Raw genomic sequence first — 17725 nt, 5'->3', positions numbered from 1 at the left:
GGAGTGAGCAACCATCCTAGGCGGTCCGGGTAACGGCCCTCGCGCACGGCGCCGCGTCGGGACGGGCGGGTCAGAAGCCCCTCGTCCGCTTCGCCGCGCGGCGCGCCGCCGACGAGCTCGGGGCCCGCATGAACATCCGCGCCAGCTCGCTGCCCAGGTTCACGCCGATCGCGATGGCCAGTGCCAGGGCCGCCGCGCGTGCGAGGGACGCGAATCCGGCGTCGATGTTGCTCTGAGCGATGTTCAGCACGCCGTAGTACATCGCGGAACCGGGCAGCAGCGGCCCGATCGCCGCGGTCACGTACGGCAGCGACGTGCTGCGTTCGTACCTCGCCATCAGCTGCCCGAACAGGCCCACCAGGCCGGCCGCGAGCGCCGTCGCCAGCACCGCCGAGCCATCGGCCGTGATCGCGATGGCCGCGAAGACCACGTATCCCGCCGCGCCGTTGACCATCACGAAGAGGACCGTGGTGCGCTCCTGCTGGAGCAGGATCGCGAAGGTCAGCGACAGCACCATCGCCGCGAGGATCTGCACCACCGGCCGCTCGATCTGCTCGACGGTGCCCTCGGGGTTGAGCTCGGCGCCCAGCTGCACGCCCACGTACAGCGTCGTGAGCACGCCCACGACGATCGCGACGAAGAAGTACGCGACCTCCAGGAGGCGCGCCGAGGCCGTGATGTAGAAGCCGGTCAGCCCGTCCTGCACGGCCGCGACCAGCGCCCGTCCCGGGATCAGCGCGAACAGCCCACCAGTGATCACAGCCGACGGCCGCAGCCCCGCGTGCAGCAGGCTCACCGACACACCCAGTGCCGCGGGCGGCACCGCGGCCACCGCGAACTGGTAGAACTCCGGCAGTCCGCGCCCCGCGGCCAGCCACGCCAGCCGGTCGCCGAGCATCGCCCCGGCAGCCGCGATCAGGAACACCGCGATATTGCCGCCCAGCAGCACCGACGCCGCACCGGCCAGGCCGCCTGCCGCGAGGGTCAGCGCCCAGCCGGGGTACGGGTGCCGGTTGCGGCGGATCAGGGCCAGCCGCCGATACGCCTCCTCCAGGGTGACGTCGTAGCTCTCGGTGCTGATGTCGGCGACCAGCTGGTACACGGCCGTCAGCCGTGTGTAGTCCGTGCCGCGCCGCCGCACGATCCGGCTCGCCGTCACCGGGTCGTCCACCAGCGACGGCTGGTGGGTCACGGACAGCAGGGTGAAGGTGACCGTCGGCTCGCAGCGGTCGATCCCGTACGAGCGGCAGACCGCGAACATCGCCGCCTCGACGTCCTCCGCGCCCTCGCCGCCCGCGAGGAGCAGCTCGCCGATACGCAGGGTCAGGTCGAGCACGCGCGGTACCGCGGGGCCGACCGTCTCGTCGTGCCGCTGCGCCGCCTCGGCAAGCGGACGGTCGCTGACCGGCATCCGCAGCATCGTGCGCATGCGGTCCTGCCACGGGGCGTCCTGCGAAAGCCGGATCCCGGGGACGCCGTGCGCGGGCGTGTAAGCGGGGTGGGACAGCCGGGCGTCGAACGTGGACGGCGGTATGAACGCCGACCCCTCCGGCTCGATCGCCGACTCCGTCGCCAGCCCCTCGGGGACGGCGAACTCCGAGCTCGGATGGTCCTCCTCGGAGGGCCCGGGCGGCTCCACACCGGCAGGCGGGAGGAAGGCGCTGTGTGCCTCGTCCGACTGCGGCTTGCGGTCCTCCTCGGGACCGTACTGCTCCGCCACCACTGCGCCTGCCCTCACTCCTGTCCGCCACGTGTCACGGTTCGCCCGCGTCCGCCCAGTATGGGCATGTGGACGGGGTGCTCAAAGCGCGGCGGGCGGCGCCCCCCCTCGGACACAGGGGGTGCGCCGCCCGCCGGCGGAAGACGAGGGGGGCTCAGTGAGCGCCGCCCTGCGCCTCCAGGCGCTTGACGGAAGCCTCGATCTCGGCCTCGGCCTCGGCGCGGCCGACCCAGTTGGCGCCCTCGACGGACTTGCCGGGCTCCAGGTCCTTGTAGACCTCGAAGAAGTGCTGGATCTCCAGGCGGTCGAACTCCGAGACGTGGTGGATGTCACGCAGGTGCTCCATGCGCGGGTCCGACGCCGGGACGCAGAGCAGCTTGTCGTCACCGCCGGCTTCGTCCGTCATCCGGAACATGCCGATCGCGCGGCACTTCACCAGGACACCCGGGAAGGTCGGCTCGTCGAGGATGACGAGCGCGTCCAGCGGGTCGCCGTCCTCACCCAGGGTGCCCTCGACGAAGCCGTAGTCCGCCGGATAGACGGTCGAGGTGAACAGGTGGCGGTCGAGGCGGATACGACCGGTCTCGTGGTCCACCTCGTACTTGTTCCGCGAACCCTTCGGGATCTCGATGCAGACGTCGAACTCCACGGGTGGCTCCTCCAAGATCAACACAATGTCGGGTCACTGGACCGCCGTGATCACCCGTGATCATCGGGGTGCCGTGCTCGTGGCCCAGCTCAGTGGTTAAGTGTCCCTCACGCAACCGAGTGCTCGCGAAAGGGGCTGGTGAGCCGTGCTGGAGCGGAACGTGCTGCGGCTCGCCGCAGGCTCCGCCGTCGTCGGTCTCGCCCTGGCCGCCACGGCGGCGGGTCTCGCCGGCCCCTGGGACGGGGGTCAGCGTAGGGCCGAACGCGCCCGCGCGGTCGAACCGGCCGGCACAGGTGGCGCACATCACGACAGGCCCGCGCCGGCAGCCCCGGCCCCGAGCGCTGCGGCGGTCCTGACCCCTCTGACCCCTCCGACGGCCCCACCGGCGCGGATCGCGTCGCTCCCCCTGGCGCCCGCCCTGGACCCCCTGCTCCGTGCTCCGGGCCTGGGTTCCCTGCGGACTGCCTCGGTGGTGGACGTGGCGACCGGGCGCCGGCTGTACGGCCACGGGGCGGCGACCCCGATGACCCCGGCCTCCACCATCAAGATCGCCACAGCGGCCGCCGCGCTCTCCGCCCTCGGCCCGGACCACCGCCTGGCCACCACGGTCGTGGCCGCGCCCGGCAACCGCACGATCACTCTGGTGGGCGGCGGCGACCCGACGCTGGACGGCGGCCGGCTGAAGCGGCTGGCGGATGACACGGCCAAGGCCCTCCGCACGGCGCAGACGACCGAGGTCACCCTCGCCTACGACACCTCGCTGTACGAGGGCCCGGTACGCCACCGCATCGGTGTCAACGACAACATCGCCCCCGTCACGCCGCTCATGACGGACGAGGCCCGACTGGACGGCTCGGCGTGGGGCCCCGCCCCGCGCGCGATGGACCCGGCGGGGCGAACGGCCCGCGAGTTCGCGAAGCTGCTGAGGACGCGGGGCATCACGCTCACCGGAGCCCCCGCCGAGTCCCGTACCGAGTCCCTTACCGAGTCCCGTACCGAGTCGCCTACCGGGTCCGGTGCCGGGTCCGGTGCCGGGTCCCGCTCTCCCGAGCAGCCGAAGAAGCAGATCGCCGCGGCGTACTCGGCCCCTCTGGCGGCCCTCGTCGAACGCACCCTGACATTCAGCGACAACGACCTGGCGGAGGCGCTGGCCCGGGCGACGGCACGGGCCACGGGCCACCCCGCGAGCTTCGACGGCGCGGGCCGGGCGGTGCGCGCCGAGCTGAGGAAGCTGGGCGTACCGCTGGACGGGGCCCGGTTCGCGGACGGCAGCGGCCTGGACCGCCGCAACCGCGTCTCCGCGCGCCTCCTCACCGGCCTCCTCACACGCGCGGCCGATCCGGCACACCCCACCCTGCGCCCGGTCCTCACCGGCCTCCCGGTCGGCGGCTTCAGCGGCACCCTCCGGAGCCGCTACGCCGACGGCTCACCCGCCGCCGGCCTCATCCGCGCGAAGACGGGCACCCTGACCGGCGTGAACGCGCTCGCGGGCACCGCGGTCACCGCCGACGGCCGCCTCCTGGCCTTCGCCTTCCTGGCCGGTGACACCCCGTCGCCGTCCAGGGCCCAGCGGGCCCTGGACGCCCTGGCCACCGCCCTGACGAGCCCCTACGCCACCACCCGGCCCGCTCCCCACACGGCCGGGTGACGGCTCGCGCCCTCACCGTTGTGGCGTGGAGCACGTACGGTTGACGCATGACGAGCATCGGTGGTGCCGAGATGGTCGACTGGAACCTCGCGGTCGCGACCGCGACCCGATTCGTACGGCCCGGGCCCGAGGTGAGCCGCGAACAGGCGCGGGAGGTCGTCGCCGAGCTACGGCGGCACGCCAAGGCGTCCGAGGAGCACGTCCGGGGCTTCACCCGCATGATCCCCGAGGGGCACGAGCCCGAGGACACCCCCGTCCTCGTCGTCGACCGGACCGGCTGGATCCGGGCCAATGTCGCCGGCTTCCGCGAGCTCCTCAAACCGCTCCTGGAGAAGATGTCGGAGCGCCGCTCCGCCGCCCCCGGCGGCGCCGTCCTCGGCGCGGTCGGCGGCAAGGTGACCGGTGTGGAGCTGGGCATGCTGCTGTCCTTCCTGGCCTCCCGCGTCCTCGGCCAGTACGAGACCTTCGCGCCCGCCACCCGAGAGCTCCCGGCCGGTGAGAACGGCGGCGGGCGGCTCCTCCTCGTCGCGCCGAACATCGTCCACGTCGAGCGCGAGCTCGACGTCCGGCCGCACGACTTCCGCCTCTGGGTCAGCCTCCACGAGGAGACCCACCGCACCCAGTTCACCGCCGTGCCCTGGCTCCGCGACCACCTCCAAGGCGAGATCCAGTCCTTCCTCGGCGCCACCGAGGTCGACCCCATGACCGTCCTGGAACGGCTCCGCGAGGCTGCTCAGGCGTTCTCCGGCGCCCGCCCCGAGGGCGACGAGGAGGACGGCGGCCACTCCCTCGTCGAGCTCGTCCAGACCCCCGAGCAGCGCGAGATCCTCAGTCGCCTCACGGCGGTCATGTCGCTCCTGGAAGGCCACGCCGACTACGTCATGGACGGAGTCGGCCCCCAGGTCGTCCCGTCCGTCCTGGAGATCCGCGAGAAGTTCCAGCAGCGCCGCGCCCGCGGCGCCTCCCGCCTGGACCAGGCACTGCGCAAGCTCCTCGGCCTCGACGCCAAGCTCCGCCAGTACCGCGACGGCGAGCGGTTCGTCCGTGCCGTCGTCGAGGAGGCCGGCATGGACGGGTTCAACCGGGTGTGGACCTCACCCAACACCCTCCCCACCAAGGCGGAGATCGCCAAGCCGGCGGACTGGATCGCGAGGATGCACCGTAAGGCAGACTGAGACGGCCGGGAGACCGAGAAGACAGAAGCAGAAGACAGCGAAGGAACGGTTCCGGCCGTCGGCGAAGAAACGCCTCTCCATTCACCCATCCGAGGGACCGTGGGCGAGGGATAGGCGTGCGATGCTCGGGTAACGGCCGTGTTCTGTCACCATCGACGCACGCTGAGTGACGATCTGAGTGACCGAACCCCCCTCTCCGACCGTTAAGACTCCGACCGAGGCACCCCCCAACTTCCACGAAGGGCACCGGACATGGGTCCCCATCCTGCGGTCGCGGCGATACGCCTGGCGGTTCGCCGCGTACTCCACGACGTACTCAACGAACTCACCGAGACCGGTGAGGCCGCACCCGCCTCCCCCGAGGCGGGCGCATCCGCACGTCCCCGCACCGGCGAGCCCCCGCTCGTCCTGGTCGCCTGCTCCGGCGGCGCCGACTCCATGGCGCTCGCCTCCGCCCTCGCCTTCGAGGCGCGCAAGCTCGCCGTCCGCGCCGGCGGCATCACCATCGACCACGGCCTCCAGGCCGGCTCCGACCTCCGGGCCGCCGAGGTCGCCTCCCGGCTCGCCGCCCTGCGGCTCGACCCGGTCGAGGCCATCGCCGTGACCGTCGGCCGCGACGGCGGACCCGAGGCCGCCGCCCGCGACGCCCGCTACGCCGCCCTGGACGAGGCCGCCGAACGGCTGGGCGCCGCCGCCGTGCTGCTCGGCCACACCCGCGACGACCAGGCCGAGACCGTGCTCCTCGGCCTCGCCCGCGGCTCCGGAATCCGGTCCCTGTCCGGCATGGCCGCCGTCTCCGGCGCCGCCGGCCGCTACCGCCGCCCCTTCCTGCAGCTCGACCGGCAGACCGCCCGCAAGGCGTGCCTGGTCCAGTCCCTCCCCGTCTGGGACGACCCGATGAACGCCGACCCGGCCTACACCCGGTCCCGGCTGCGCCACGAGGGCCTGCCCGCCCTGGAGAAGGCGCTCGGCAAGGGCGTCGTCGAGTCCCTCGCCCGTACCGCGCGGCTCTGCCGTGACGACGCCGACGCCCTGGACAGCTGGGCCGCTCAGGCCGACGCCACCGTCCGCGACGAGGCCGGCCTCCTGGAGTGCTCCAGGCTGTACGCGCTGCCGCCCGCCGTACGCCGCCGTGTCCTGCGCCGCGCGGCCATCGCCGAAGGCGCCCCCGCCGGCTCGCTCTTCGCCCGGCACATCGAGGAACTCGACCGGCTGATCACCGGATGGCGCGGACAGGGCGCCATCAATCTGCCCGGCCGCGTCGTCGCCCGTCGTCAGGGTGGCAGACTGGTCATCCGGCAAGGCTGACCGAAAACCGGCCGAGGCGTCGGCCGGCAGGCCGACCAGGCCGGTCCAGGCTGACGCAGGCTGCAACGAAAGTGACCCGGGTGAACCAGAACGACATGGGTGCCGACCTCAAGTCGGTACTCATCACCAAGGAAGAGATCGACGCCAAGCTGGCTGAGCTGGCAGCGAAGATCGACGCGGAGTACGCGGGCAAGGATCTCCTCATCGTCGGCGTCCTCAAGGGCGCCGTGATGGTGATGGCGGACCTGGCACGCGCCCTGTCCACCCCCGTCACCATGGACTGGATGGCCGTCTCCTCGTACGGGGCGGGCACCCAGTCCTCGGGCGTCGTCCGGATCCTCAAGGATCTGGACACCGACATCAAGGGCAAGCACGTCCTGATCGTCGAGGACATCATCGACTCGGGGCTGACCCTGTCCTGGCTGCTGTCCAACCTGGGCTCGCGCGAGCCGGCCTCTCTGGAGGTCTGCACCCTGCTGCGCAAGCCCGAGGCCGCCAAGGTGGCGATCGACGTCAAGTGGATCGGCTTCGACATCCCCAACGAGTTCGTCGTCGGATACGGGCTGGACTACGCGGAGAAGTACCGCAACCTCCCGTTCGTCGGCACACTCGCACCGCACGTCTACGGGGGCTGAACGGCCCAAGGGGCACGGCGGCCCGGGAACCCTGGCCGCCTTCCCGCCGTTGGAGCAGGGGAAGGCGGCCACGGGTGACAATGCTGGGGTACCGTCCGAAGAACAGCTTTTTCCCACACGAGTGCTGATCCAAGACACCAGCACGTACTCTCACACTCTCACAGCAGCATTTACCTACGGGCAGGAGGGACGGGGCGTCATCGCTCCGTATGGATGGACGTGAAGCGATACTTCCGTGGGCCGGTCATGTGGATCGTGCTGGCCGTCCTCGCCGTGGTCGTGTTGATGCAGGTCGTCGGCTCGTCGGGCGGCTACAAGACGGTGGACACCGGCAAGGTCGTACAGACGATCGCCAAGAACCAGGTCGAACAGGTCAAGCTGACCACCGGCGACGAACAGATGATCAAGGTCGACCTCAAGGACGGCCAGAAGATCGACGGCAGCGACAAGATCCAGGCGAGCTACATCGGCACGCAGGGGTCCGACCTCGCCGCGACGCTGCAGCAGAAGTACGAGGCGGGTGAGATCGAGAAGGGCTACACGATCTCGCCGACGAAGCAGAGCGCCTTCGTCTCGGTGCTGCTCTCGCTGCTGCCCTTCGTTCTGATCGTTCTGGTCTTCCTCTTCCTGATGAACCAGATGCAGGGCGGCGGCTCCCGCGTCATGAACTTCGGGAAGTCCAAGGCCAAGCTGATCACCAAGGACACCCCCAAGACGACCTTCTCCGACGTGGCCGGGTCGGACGAGGCGGTCGAGGAACTCCACGAGATCAAGGAGTTCCTGCAGGAGCCCGCCAAGTTCCAGGCAGTCGGCGCCAAGATCCCCAAGGGTGTGCTGCTGTACGGCCCGCCCGGAACGGGTAAGACGCTCCTCGCGCGCGCCGTCGCCGGCGAGGCGGGCGTCCCGTTCTACTCGATCTCCGGCTCCGACTTCGTCGAGATGTTCGTCGGCGTCGGCGCCTCCCGCGTCCGCGACCTGTTCGAGCAGGCCAAGGCGAACGCCCCGGCGATCGTCTTCGTCGACGAGATCGACGCCGTCGGCCGCCACCGCGGCGCGGGCCTCGGCGGTGGCCACGACGAGCGCGAGCAGACCCTGAACCAGCTGCTCGTCGAGATGGACGGCTTCGACGTCAAGGGCGGCGTCATCCTGATCGCCGCCACGAACCGCCCGGACATCCTCGACCCGGCGCTGCTCCGCCCCGGCCGCTTCGACCGGCAGATCGCGGTCGACCGCCCGGACATGCAGGGCCGTCTGGAGATCCTCAAGGTCCACCAGAAGGGCAAGCCGGTCGCCCCGGACGTCGACCTCTCGGCCGTCGCCCGCCGCACGCCCGGCTTCACCGGAGCGGACCTGTCGAATGTGCTGAACGAAGCGGCGCTCCTCACGGCGCGCAGCGACAAGAAGCTCATCGACAACCACATGCTGGACGAGGCGATCGACCGTGTGGTCGCGGGCCCGCAGAAGCGGACCCGGATCATGTCGGACAAGGAGAAGAAGATCACCGCGTACCACGAGGCCGGTCATGCCCTCGTCGCCGCGGCGTCCCCGAACTCCGACCCCGTCCACAAGATCACCATCCTGTCCCGCGGCCGCGCCCTGGGCTACACGATGGTCCTGCCGGACGAGGACAAGTACTCGACCACCCGCAACGAGATGCTCGACCAGCTCGCCTACATGCTGGGCGGACGCGCCGCCGAGGAACTGGTCTTCCACGACCCGACCACGGGCGCGGCCAACGACATCGAGAAGGCCACCACGACGGCCCGCGCGATGGTCACCCAGTACGGCATGACCGAGCGCCTCGGCGCGATCAAGTTCGGCGGCGACAACACCGAGCCGTTCCTCGGCCGTGAGATGGCGCACCAGCGCGACTACTCGGAAGAGGTCGCCGCGCTCGTCGACGAAGAGGTCAAGAAGCTCATCGAGGCCGCGCACAACGAGGCGTGGGAGATTCTCGTCGAGAACCGTGACGTCCTCGACAACCTGGTGCTTCAGCTCCTGGAGAAGGAGACGCTCGGCAAGGAGGAGATCGCCGAGATCTTCGCCCCGATCGTGAAGCGCCCGGCGCGCCCGGCCTGGACCGGATCCTCGCGGCGTACGCCCTCGACCCGGCCGCCGGTCCTCTCCCCGAAGGAGCTGGCCCTCACCAACGGCGCCACGCCCTCGACGGCGACCGCCGCCACCGCGGTGGACACCAGCAAGGCCCCCGAGGCGGTGCCGGAGGAACGCCCCGAGTCCTGATCTGCGGATCAGACCCTGCTCGGCCCCGGGCCAGACCCGGAATGGATGCCGCGCCCCCCAGGTTCTAGCCTGTGGGGGCGCGGCATTCGCGCACTTCAGGCAAGACGGAACGAGGCACACATGACCGACCCGGTGACGCTGGACGGCGAGGGCACGATCGGCGTGTTCGACGAGAAGCGCGCCGAGAACGCCGTGCGCGAACTCCTCATCGCGGTCGGCGAGGACCCGGACCGTGAGGGCCTGCGCGAAACGCCCGCGCGGGTCGCGCGGGCGTACCGGGAGATCCTCAGCGGGCTCTGGCAGGAGCCCGAGGACGTGCTGACGACGACGTTCGACCTGGGGCACGACGAGATGGTCCTGGTGAAGGGCATCGAGATCGTCAGCCTCTGCGAGCACCATCTGCTGCCGTTCCACGGCGTGGCCCACGTCGGCTACATCCCGGCGGACACCGGCAAGATCACGGGCCTGTCGAAGCTGGCCCGGCTGGTCGAGGTGTACGCCCGCCGCCCGCAGGTCCAGGAGCGCCTGACGACACAGATCGCCGACTCCCTGATGCGCATCCTGGAGGCGCGCGGCGCGATCGTCGTCGTGGAGGCCGAGCACATGTGCATGTCGGTGCGCGGTATCCGCAAGCCCGGCGCGAAGACCACGACCTCAGCCGTACGCGGTCAGCTGCGTGACGCGTCGACCCGCGCCGAGGCCATGAGCCTGATAATGGCCCGCTAGGGATTGTCCGGCGGATCACGGCGGCATTGCGGCCGGGCGTCTCTGCGGTGCGGATGTGCGTGCCAGGCCCGGCGGCCCAGGCGTGAGCCGCCGGACACGACCTGGCGAGGGGGAGTCCCCGGGGGCCTACGCCGTCGTGGTCGAGCTCCCCGGGGGCTCGTCGTCCTCCGGGAGCTTGCACACGCGTTCCAGGAACAGGGCAGCGGCGATCACCGCGAAGCCGGCCAGCACCGCGAAACCGGCGTAGATGGCCTGGTCGCGTCGGGCCGGGACATCGAGCGAGCCCAGCAGGAAGACCCCGGCGCCGCCGTACATACCGCTCACCACAGCCGTGACGAGCGCGCTCGCCTGGCCGAAGACCACCGCGCGCGCCGCCATCAGGGGCTCCACGCCCTTCGCGCCGGGACGGCGCTCCCGCTGGGCCTTGAGCCGGGCCCGCAGGGAGAGCGCCGTCGCGGCGAGGACCGCCGCGATCACGGCGAGCACGATGGGCGCGGCCAGGGGCACGCTCGGCAGTGTGCCGAGCGAGTCCCACAGCCTCGCGCCGCCCCAGGACAGGACTCCGGCCACGACGAAGAGCCCGGCCAGTACCTTGACCCGCAGTTGCTTCACCGGTGTCCTTCGTGTGTGTCGGTGCGGTGCGTTCCGTGCTGCCGTACGGTCAACGCTCAGTCGGGCAGGCGGAGTTCCAGGTCGCCGCGGGGTACGACGCCCTCCTGACCGACACCGGCCAGCAGGTCGGCGACCCGCCCGGCGCCGGGCAGCTGCGCGTCCGGGTCCACGTCCAGCCACGGGCGGAGGACGAAGGCCCGCTCGCGGGCGCGCGGGTGCGGCAGGGTGAGGACGGGGTCGTCGGAGACCCTGTCCGCGTACGTCACGATGTCGACGTCGATGGTGCGCGCACCCCAGCGCTCGGTGCGCACCCGGCCGAATGCCTCCTCCACGGCGTGCGCCCGCTCCAGCAGGGAGGACGGCGGCAGGGTCGTCTTCACGACGACCACCGCGTTCAGGTACGACGGCTGGGAGCCGGGGTCCACACCCCAGGGCTGGGTCTCGTACACCGGCGACACGGCCTTGACGCGTACGCCCGGGGTGTCCTCGAGGGCGTCGATGGCGCTCTGGAGGTTCTCCAGGCGGTTGCCGAGGTTGCCGCCGAGGGACAGGACCGCCTGCTTCGGGTTGGACAGCGTGGTGTCGGCGGCGTCGACCTGCTCCGTCACGGAAGCGGGCACCGGCTGTACCGTCGGGTCGCTGGGCGTGCGGTTCATACGCGGCTCCGGGTGATGGTGATGGTCACGTCGTCGAACGGGACGGTGATCGGGGCGTCCGGCTTGTGCACGCACACCTCGACCTCCTGGACGCCGTCGTGCTTCAGGCACCGCTGGGCGATGCGCTCGGCCAGCGTCTCGATGAGGTCGACCGGCTCGCCCTGCACCACGTCGACGACCTCTTCCGCGACGATGCCGTAGTGGACGGTCTTCGCCAGGTCGTCGTCCGCGGCGGCGGGCCGGGTGTCGAGGCCCAGCACCAGGTCCACGATGAACGTCTGGCCCTCCTCCCGCTCCCTCGGGTAGACGCCATGGTGCCCGCGGGCCTTGAGGCCGCGCAGCGCGACACGATCCACGCGAATCACTCCTGCTGTCGTAGGTCTGGCGGACATCCGGCCGGGTGCGGTCGGTCCGGTTGCCACCACTCGAATCTACCTGCGGGCACTGACGCTGCCCGCGCACGGCCCCGCCGACGGTGTCCTCATGGGCTCGACTACCCGCTTTGGAGGCTCACACCGCGCTCTCGTCGTCCTCGTCGTCGTCGGTTTCCGCCAGTACGGGCGAACCGTGGTGGGACCAGACCTTCCAGCCCTCCGCGGTGCGGCGGAACACGTTCGTCGCGACGACCAGCTGCCCCACCAGGGGCCCCAGCTCGGCACCGTCCTCGGCGGGCCCGCCGCTGAGGATGTTCTCCGTACAGGTCACCAGCGCGGTGTCCCCGGCGACGGAAACCTTCACATCGGTCAGGAAGAACTGGATGTACTCGGTGTTCGCCATGATCAGCGCGTATGACCGGAGCACCTCGCCCCGCCCCGAAAGCACCGGCCACCCCGGGTGGACGCAGGAGATCTCGCCGTGCCGCTCGTCCAGCCACAGATCGGCGACCTCCTCGAAGTCGCCGCGCTCCATCGCCTCGTAGAAGGCGGTGTTGGCCAGCTCGACCGCCTCGGTGTCGGTACGGGCGCCGCTCACGAGGCGGCGCCCTCGACGGCGCGGGCCACGCGGACCGCGTCCGCCGTCGCCCGTACCTCGTGGACGCGGACGGCCCAGGCGCCCTCGTGGGCGGCGATCGCGGAGACCGCGGCGGTCGCGGCGTCGCGCTCCCGGGCGGGCGGCGGTGTGTGGTCCTCACCGGCCAGGACCCGGCCGAGGAACCGCTTGCGGGACGCGGCGACGAGCAGCGGCCGGCCCAGGGCGCGCAGCTCGGCCAGGTGGGCCACCAGGGCCAGGTCGTGCTCCGCCCGCTTGGCGAAGCCCAGACCGGGATCGACGATCAGTCGCTCCGGGGCGATGCCGCCCGCGACGACCGCCTCCACGCGCGCGTGGACCTCGGCGACGACCTCGGCGACCACGTCGTCGTACACGGCGAGGCTGTTCATGTCCTCGCTGAAGCCGCGCCAGTGCATGACCACGAAGGGCACCTCGGCGGCGGCGACGGACGGGACCATCTCGGCGTCGGCCTGGCCGCCGCTGACGTCGTTGACGAGGACGGCACCGGCCGCGACGGCCCGGCGGGCGACCGAGGCGCGCATGGTGTCGACCGAGACGGTGACCCCCTCGGAGGCCAGCCCCCGTACGACCGGGACGACCCGCCGCAGCTCCTCGTCCTCGTCGACCCGGGTGGCGCCCGGGCGGGTCGACTCGCCGCCGACGTCCACCAGGTCGGCGCCCTGGGCGACCAGGTCGAGGCCGTGCTTGATGGCGGCGGTGGTGTCGAACCAGCGCCCGCCGTCGGAGAAGGAGTCGGGCGTCACATTGACGACGCCCATGACCGCACAGCGGTCCCACTCCGGCAGGCCCTGGACCGTGCCCCGTCCACGCAACGTACTCATGCCCCCAGCCTAGGGCCTGTCATTCGGCGGGACCGGACGCGGGACGGGGCGCCGCCCGGTCCGGTCCTGGTGGTCCGGGCGGGTGGCGCCCCGTCGGTGGGGGGTGCGGGTGGGGTCGGTCAGGCCGCGCGCATGCCGGGCTCGGTCGTGGAGGGCGTGATGTGGGCGCACGGGCGGGCGGTGCGGGCGGCCCCCCGGCGGCGGAACGGGCGGGGCGGGGCCAGGTTCACGAAGCCCTCGGCCTGCATGGCGGCGAAGCCGATGCGCGGCAGGTCGCGTGTGCTGCGGTAGACGACGAAGCGGGGCTCCCAGCGGGGCCGGAACTTGGCGTTGAACTTGTACAGCGACTCGATCTGGAACCAGCGGGACAGGAAGACCAGCAGACCGCGCCAGACGCGCAGGACGGGTCCCGCGCCCAGCTTCTCGCCGCGGGCGAGCGCGGAGCGGAACATCGCGAAGTTCAGGGAGACCTGCTTGACGCCCAGCTGGGGGGACGCCTGGAGGGCGGCGACGATCAGCAGCTCGTTCATGCCGGGGTCGGCGGCGCGGTCGCGGCGCATCAGCTCCAGGGACATGCCGTCCCCACCCCACGGCACGAAGTGGATGATCGCCTTGAGGTCGCCGTACGGGGAGGTGTCGGCGTCGTCGTCCGCCTTGTGCGCGGTGGCGATGACCGCGTCGCCGTCGGCCGGGTCGCCGATGCGGCCGAGGGCCATGGAGAAGCCGCGCTCGGTGTCGGTGCCGCGCCAGTCGGCCGCGGCCTGGCGTATCCGCTCCAGCTCGCCCTCGGAGAGGTCATGGGCCCGCCTGACCCGGGTCTCGTAGCCGTTGCGCTCGATGCGCTTGACCATCTGGCGCACGTTACGCATGGCGCGCCCGGACAGGGAGAAATCCGCGACGTCCACCACCGCCTCGTCGCCGAGCTCCAGCGCGTCCAGGCCGGTCTCGCGGGTCCACACCTGGCCGCCGGTCTCGGAACAGCCCATGACGGCGGGGGTCCAGGAGTGGGCCTTGGCCTCGTCCATGAACCGCTCGATGGCGCCGGGCCAGGCTTCGACGTCGCCGATCGGGTCGCCGCTGGCGAGCATCACGCCGGAGACGACACGGTAGGTGACGGCGGCCTTGCCGCTGGGGGAGAAGACGACGCCCTTGTCGCGGCGGAGCGCGAAGTGGCCGAGGGAGTCGCGACCGCCGTGCCTGGCGAGCAGCTCGCGCAGCCGGGCCTCGTCGTCCTCGGTGAGCCGGGCGACCGGGTGCTCGGGGCGGAACGCCAGGTAGATGGTGGTGACGGCGGTGAGCAGGCCGAGCGCGCCGAGCGAGTAGCCGACGGTCCAGGAGACGCTGCCGCCGTAGCCGACCGGCCCCTCGACGCCGAACAGGCCGAACAGGACGTGCTCCAGGCGGTCGCTGAGGCCGGGGCTGCCGACCACCTTCCCGGGGTGGGCGCTGACGATGACCAGGCCGAGGCCGATGGAACCGGCGCCCATCAGGACGAAGTTGGCCAGGGCCCGCCAGCGGCTGCGCGGGTCCGGCAGCGCGGCGAACTCCTTGCGGTGGCGCAGCAGCAGAGCCAGCAGGACCAGGGAGAGCAGGACGCCGATGACGGAGTGGCGGTAGACGAACTGCGCCAGGGCGCCGGCCGGGAGCAGGACCACCGCGGCGCGCCAGGCGCGGCGCTTGTGGCGCTTGAGCCCATGGGCGAGGAGGAGCAGCAGGACGCCGACGCTCAGCGAGAGCGCGGCCGACAGCGGGCCGAGGGTGCCGGGCAGGACCTCCATGAAGTCGTGGAACCTGCTCGCCCTGAAGCGGGGGAACACCCCGGCGGCGATGTCGACGAGACCGATGAACGTGCAGGCCGTGCCGACGAGGGCGGGCACCTTCTCGGCACGCGGTCCGCGCAGGACCCGGCGTACCCGAGTCGGAACCGATGCCGACTTATCCCCATCTACCGTGACAGACATGGCTTCCCGTGGCTCCGCAAGAGATCGTTTTGTCCCTTCGGCCCGAACTGTTCTCGGCGCCGGACAACCGGACAATGTGTGCCCTCTAGGACGACGGGTCCATGCGACGGGTTTACTCGCGCCCCGTAGAAATCTCGACGAAGAAGAAGGCTTGGACAACGCATGGGTCTCACCAGTAACAAAGTTCTGGCGCTGGCCGTCCTTGTGGCCGTGGCGCTGTTCGCCGCCACCGTGTGGCTGTGGCCGCGGCTGTCACGGCGGAGCTGGCGTGCGGTGCTCGGCAGGGTGGGCCTCCTGCTCGTGACCCAGCTCTCGCTCTTCGCGTCGGTCGGCCTCGCGGCCAACAACTACTTCCTCTTCTACGGCTCCTGGGCCGATCTGCTGGGCCAGGAGCAGGAACTGGGCGTGGTCGTCGACCACTCGGCCGGCGGCAAGGACGTCAAGGTCGTCGAGAAGCAGCAGATGGACGTCCCCGGCGGCCGGCACCCGGAGATCGGCGGCCAGATACAGAAGGTCGTCATAGCGGGTGAGAAGTCCGGCATCGAGAGCCCGGCGTACGTCTATCTGCCGCCGGAGTACTTCCAGCCCGCGCACGCCGAGCGCACCTTCCCCGCCTCCGTCGTGCTGACCGGTTATCCGGGCACCGCCGAGAATCTGCTCAAGGGGCTGCGCTATCCGCGCACCGCGTACGAGCAGGCCAAGGAGAAGAAGATGCAGCCGATGATCCTGGTGCTGCTGCGTCCGACGGTCGCGCCGCCGCGTGACACCGAGTGCGTGGACGTGCCCGGCGGCCCGCAGACCGAGACGTACTTCGCCGAGGACCTGCCGAAGGCGATCTCCGAGACGTACCGGGTGGGCAAGGAGCCGCGGAACTGGGGGTTCATCGGCAACTCGACCGGCGGCTACTGCGCGCTGAAGATCGCGATGCACCACCCGGACCGGTTCTCGGCGGGCGCGGGCCTCTCCGCGTACTACAAGGCGGCCGAGGACGTCACCACGGGGGACCTGTTCAAGGGCGACGCGAAGCTGCGTCACCGGGCCGACCTGCTGTGGAGCCTGGACAACCTGCCGCAGGGCGCGTCGTCGTTCCTGGTCACGACGTCCAAGCAGGGCGAGAGCAACCTGAAGGGGACGCTCGACTTCATCAAGAAGGTGAAGGCTCCCGCGCGCGTGTCGTCCATCACCCTCGACAGTGGCGGCCACAACTTCGGCACGTGGAACCGGGAGATACCGCCTGCCCTGGTGTGGATGAGCGGCCGCCTCAGCGCGGCGTGACCTCGCCCTCGCCCACGGAGCGGCGCAGCGCCTCGTGCAGCCGGGCCGGGGTGAGGACGCCCAGGTAGCGGCCGCCGCGCGTGGCGCCCGCGGTGTCCGTCGCGTCCGTGGCGGCGGTGCCGTCCACTACGGCCACCCAGCCCGCGTCGTAGCGGAGCATCGCCGAGAACGCCTCCTTGAGGGAGGCGCCCAGCGGTACGCGCGCGTCCATGGGGCGGGCGAGCTCGCGGACGGTGCCGGTGCCCGTGGGTTCCGCGGCCGCCGGGAGCCAGCCGTACGGCCTGCCATCCTCGTCCAGGACGATGGCCCCTCCACCGTCGAGCGCCCGCTCCCGCGCGCGGGGCAGCGGGTCGTCCAGGCGCACGGCCGGCGGCTGCTCCAGGTCCCCCTCCTCGACCGGGGTGACGGAGAGCCGCCGCAGGGCGCGGTCGGCGCCGACGAAGTCCGCGACGTACGGGGTCGCCGGGGCGCCCAGGACCGTGGCGGGGGTGTCCAGCTGCTCGATGCGGCCGTGACCGTAGACGGCCATGCGGTCGCCCAGCCGGACCGCCTCCTCCAGGTCGTGCGTGACGAACAGGACCGTCTTGCGCATCCGGGACTGGAGCTTGAGGAACTCGCTCTGCAGATGCTCCCGTACGACCGGGTCGACCGCCCCGAACGGCTCGTCCATCAGCAGGACGGGCGGGTCGGCGGCGAGGGCGCGCGCCACACCCACGCGCTGGCGCTGGCCGCCGGAGAGCTGGTCGGGGTAGCGGTCGCCGAACGTACGCGGGTCGAGGCCCACCAGGTCCAGCAGTTCGGCGGCGCGGGCATGGGACTTGGAGCGTCCGGCGCCCAGGAGGCGCGGCACGGTCGCCGTGTTCTCCAGGACGGTGCGGTGCGGGAAGAGGCCCACCTGCTGGATCACGTATCCGATGCGGCGCCGCAGTTCGACGGGGTCGGTGGTAGCGATGTCCTCGCCGTCGACCCGGATGCGGCCCTCGGTCGGCTCGACGAGGCGGTTGACCATCTTCATCGTGGTGGTCTTGCCGCAGCCGGACGGGCCTACGAGGGTGACCAGTTCACCCTCCGCCACCTCGAAGGACAGATCGTCGACGGCCGTGGTGCCGTCCGCGTACCGCTTGGTGACGTGCTCGAACCGGATCACGGCTCCCCCTTGTGACGCGTGGTGATGTAGTGCCCCATGGTGCCTGCCCGGGGCGTATCGCGGTGATTGTCAGTGCCGGGGGTTAGGGTCTTCTCCGATCGAACACCACATCGACGGTCGGAGATCTGACGGACCGTCCG

16 protein-coding genes are annotated in these 17725 nt (G+C 71.5%); 7 read left to right on the top strand and 9 right to left on the bottom strand.

Annotated elements, in window-relative coordinates; all coding sequences use genetic code 11:
* Positions 1 to 70: 70 nt before the first annotated feature.
* Positions 71 to 1723, bottom strand: a complete 1653-nt coding sequence (locus FVS66_RS30280; RefSeq protein ID WP_149184521.1) for a threonine/serine exporter ThrE family protein — start codon at positions 1721 to 1723, stop codon at positions 71 to 73.
* A 151-nt stretch (positions 1724 to 1874) separates the two neighbouring features.
* Entirely contained in the window at positions 1875 to 2369 is a 495-nt protein-coding gene (locus tag FVS66_RS30275) for an inorganic diphosphatase (protein ID WP_149184441.1), read from the bottom strand.
* Between the two features lie 145 nt (positions 2370 to 2514).
* Between FVS66_RS30275 and dacB the strand changes: the two genes are divergently transcribed.
* The 6 genes from dacB (at position 2515) to folE (ending at position 10102) form a co-directional block, all read left to right on the top strand.
* The gene (gene dacB / locus FVS66_RS30270; protein WP_149184440.1) at positions 2515 to 4017 is read left to right on the top strand and encodes a D-alanyl-D-alanine carboxypeptidase/D-alanyl-D-alanine-endopeptidase; all 1503 of its coding nucleotides are present in this window, start codon (positions 2515 to 2517) and stop codon (positions 4015 to 4017) included.
* 47 nt (positions 4018 to 4064) lie between these two features.
* Complete coding sequence (locus FVS66_RS30265; protein ID WP_149184439.1) at positions 4065 to 5192, top strand: zinc-dependent metalloprotease; 1128 nt, start codon at positions 4065 to 4067, stop codon at positions 5190 to 5192.
* Between the two features lie 252 nt (positions 5193 to 5444).
* Positions 5445 to 6500 carry a tRNA lysidine(34) synthetase TilS gene (tilS, locus tag FVS66_RS30260; RefSeq protein WP_149184438.1) on the top strand — a complete coding sequence of 352 codons (1056 nt, stop codon included), beginning with the start codon at positions 5445 to 5447 and terminating at the stop codon, positions 6498 to 6500.
* Between the two features lie 95 nt (positions 6501 to 6595).
* Positions 6596 to 7135 carry a hypoxanthine phosphoribosyltransferase gene (gene hpt, locus FVS66_RS30255; RefSeq protein WP_149184520.1) on the top strand — a complete coding sequence of 180 codons (540 nt, stop codon included), beginning with the start codon at positions 6596 to 6598 and terminating at the stop codon, positions 7133 to 7135.
* 213 nt (positions 7136 to 7348) lie between these two features.
* Positions 7349 to 9376: an ATP-dependent zinc metalloprotease FtsH gene (ftsH, locus tag FVS66_RS30250; RefSeq protein WP_149184437.1), complete on the top strand. Its 2028-nt coding sequence runs from the start codon at positions 7349 to 7351 to the stop codon at positions 9374 to 9376.
* A gap of 120 nt (positions 9377 to 9496) precedes the next feature.
* On the top strand, positions 9497 to 10102 hold the full coding sequence (gene folE, locus FVS66_RS30245; RefSeq protein WP_149184436.1) for a GTP cyclohydrolase I FolE: 606 nt from the start codon (positions 9497 to 9499) through the stop codon (positions 10100 to 10102).
* 126 nt (positions 10103 to 10228) lie between these two features.
* Here folE and FVS66_RS30240 read toward each other — a convergent pair whose 3' ends face one another.
* From FVS66_RS30240 to FVS66_RS30215, 6 genes are all read right to left on the bottom strand, one after another.
* Positions 10229 to 10714 carry a DUF3180 domain-containing protein gene (locus tag FVS66_RS30240; RefSeq protein WP_149184435.1) on the bottom strand — a complete coding sequence of 162 codons (486 nt, stop codon included), beginning with the start codon at positions 10712 to 10714 and terminating at the stop codon, positions 10229 to 10231.
* A 56-nt stretch (positions 10715 to 10770) separates the two neighbouring features.
* The gene (gene folK / locus FVS66_RS30235) at positions 10771 to 11370 is read right to left on the bottom strand and encodes a 2-amino-4-hydroxy-6-hydroxymethyldihydropteridine diphosphokinase (protein ID WP_149184434.1); all 600 of its coding nucleotides are present in this window, start codon (positions 11368 to 11370) and stop codon (positions 10771 to 10773) included.
* The gene (folB, locus tag FVS66_RS30230; protein ID WP_149184433.1) at positions 11367 to 11726 is read right to left on the bottom strand and encodes a dihydroneopterin aldolase; all 360 of its coding nucleotides are present in this window, start codon (positions 11724 to 11726) and stop codon (positions 11367 to 11369) included. Before folB ends, folK begins: the two co-directional genes overlap by 4 nt.
* 154 nt (positions 11727 to 11880) lie before the next feature.
* Positions 11881 to 12342 carry a nuclear transport factor 2 family protein gene (locus FVS66_RS30225; RefSeq protein WP_149184432.1) on the bottom strand — a complete coding sequence of 154 codons (462 nt, stop codon included), beginning with the start codon at positions 12340 to 12342 and terminating at the stop codon, positions 11881 to 11883.
* Complete coding sequence (gene folP, locus FVS66_RS30220; RefSeq protein WP_149184431.1) at positions 12339 to 13202, bottom strand: dihydropteroate synthase; 864 nt, start codon at positions 13200 to 13202, stop codon at positions 12339 to 12341. The genes FVS66_RS30225 and folP overlap by 4 nt, the downstream gene beginning before the upstream one ends.
* 119 nt (positions 13203 to 13321) lie before the next feature.
* On the bottom strand, positions 13322 to 15163 hold the full coding sequence (locus FVS66_RS30215) for a phosphatidylglycerol lysyltransferase domain-containing protein (RefSeq protein WP_149184430.1): 1842 nt from the start codon (positions 15161 to 15163) through the stop codon (positions 13322 to 13324).
* A 162-nt stretch (positions 15164 to 15325) separates the two neighbouring features.
* Here FVS66_RS30215 and FVS66_RS30210 point away from each other — a divergent pair, with 162 nt between their 5' ends.
* Positions 15326 to 16438: an esterase family protein gene (locus FVS66_RS30210; protein WP_149184429.1), complete on the top strand. Its 1113-nt coding sequence runs from the start codon at positions 15326 to 15328 to the stop codon at positions 16436 to 16438.
* Here the strand turns inward: FVS66_RS30210 and FVS66_RS30205 are convergent.
* Positions 16425 to 17585 (bottom strand): betaine/proline/choline family ABC transporter ATP-binding protein, encoded by a 1161-nt coding sequence (locus FVS66_RS30205; RefSeq protein WP_149184428.1) that lies wholly within the window; start codon positions 17583 to 17585, stop codon positions 16425 to 16427. The genes FVS66_RS30210 and FVS66_RS30205 overlap by 14 nt on opposite strands.
* Positions 17586 to 17725: the final 140 nt, after the last annotated feature.

The sequence above is a fragment of the Streptomyces sp. TRM49041 genome (assembly GCF_008271805.1).
In the GTDB taxonomy this organism is placed as follows: Bacteria; Actinomycetota; Actinomycetes; order Streptomycetales; family Streptomycetaceae; genus Streptomyces.
This window is presented reverse-complemented; position numbering and strand designations above follow the sequence as displayed.

What these genes read in the sequence shown, in the direction of transcription:
- FVS66_RS30265 (WP_149184439.1), top strand. Translation starts at nt 4,065, where the DNA reads ATGACGAGCATCGGTGGTGCCGAGATGGTCGACTGGAACCTCGCGGTC.
- tilS (WP_149184438.1), top strand. Translation starts at nt 5,445, where the DNA reads ATGGGTCCCCATCCTGCGGTCGCGGCGATACGCCTGGCGGTTCGCCGC.
- hpt (WP_149184520.1), top strand. Translation starts at nt 6,596, where the DNA reads ATGGGTGCCGACCTCAAGTCGGTACTCATCACCAAGGAAGAGATCGAC.
- ftsH (WP_149184437.1), top strand. Translation starts at nt 7,349, where the DNA reads ATGGACGTGAAGCGATACTTCCGTGGGCCGGTCATGTGGATCGTGCTG.
- folE (WP_149184436.1), top strand. Translation starts at nt 9,497, where the DNA reads ATGACCGACCCGGTGACGCTGGACGGCGAGGGCACGATCGGCGTGTTC.
- folK (WP_149184434.1), bottom strand. Translation starts at nt 11,370, where the DNA reads ATGAACCGCACGCCCAGCGACCCGACGGTACAGCCGGTGCCCGCTTCC.
- folP (WP_149184431.1), bottom strand. Translation starts at nt 13,202, where the DNA reads ATGAGTACGTTGCGTGGACGGGGCACGGTCCAGGGCCTGCCGGAGTGG.
- FVS66_RS30215 (WP_149184430.1), bottom strand. Translation starts at nt 15,163, where the DNA reads ATGTCTGTCACGGTAGATGGGGATAAGTCGGCATCGGTTCCGACTCGG.
- FVS66_RS30210 (WP_149184429.1), top strand. Translation starts at nt 15,326, where the DNA reads ATGGGTCTCACCAGTAACAAAGTTCTGGCGCTGGCCGTCCTTGTGGCC.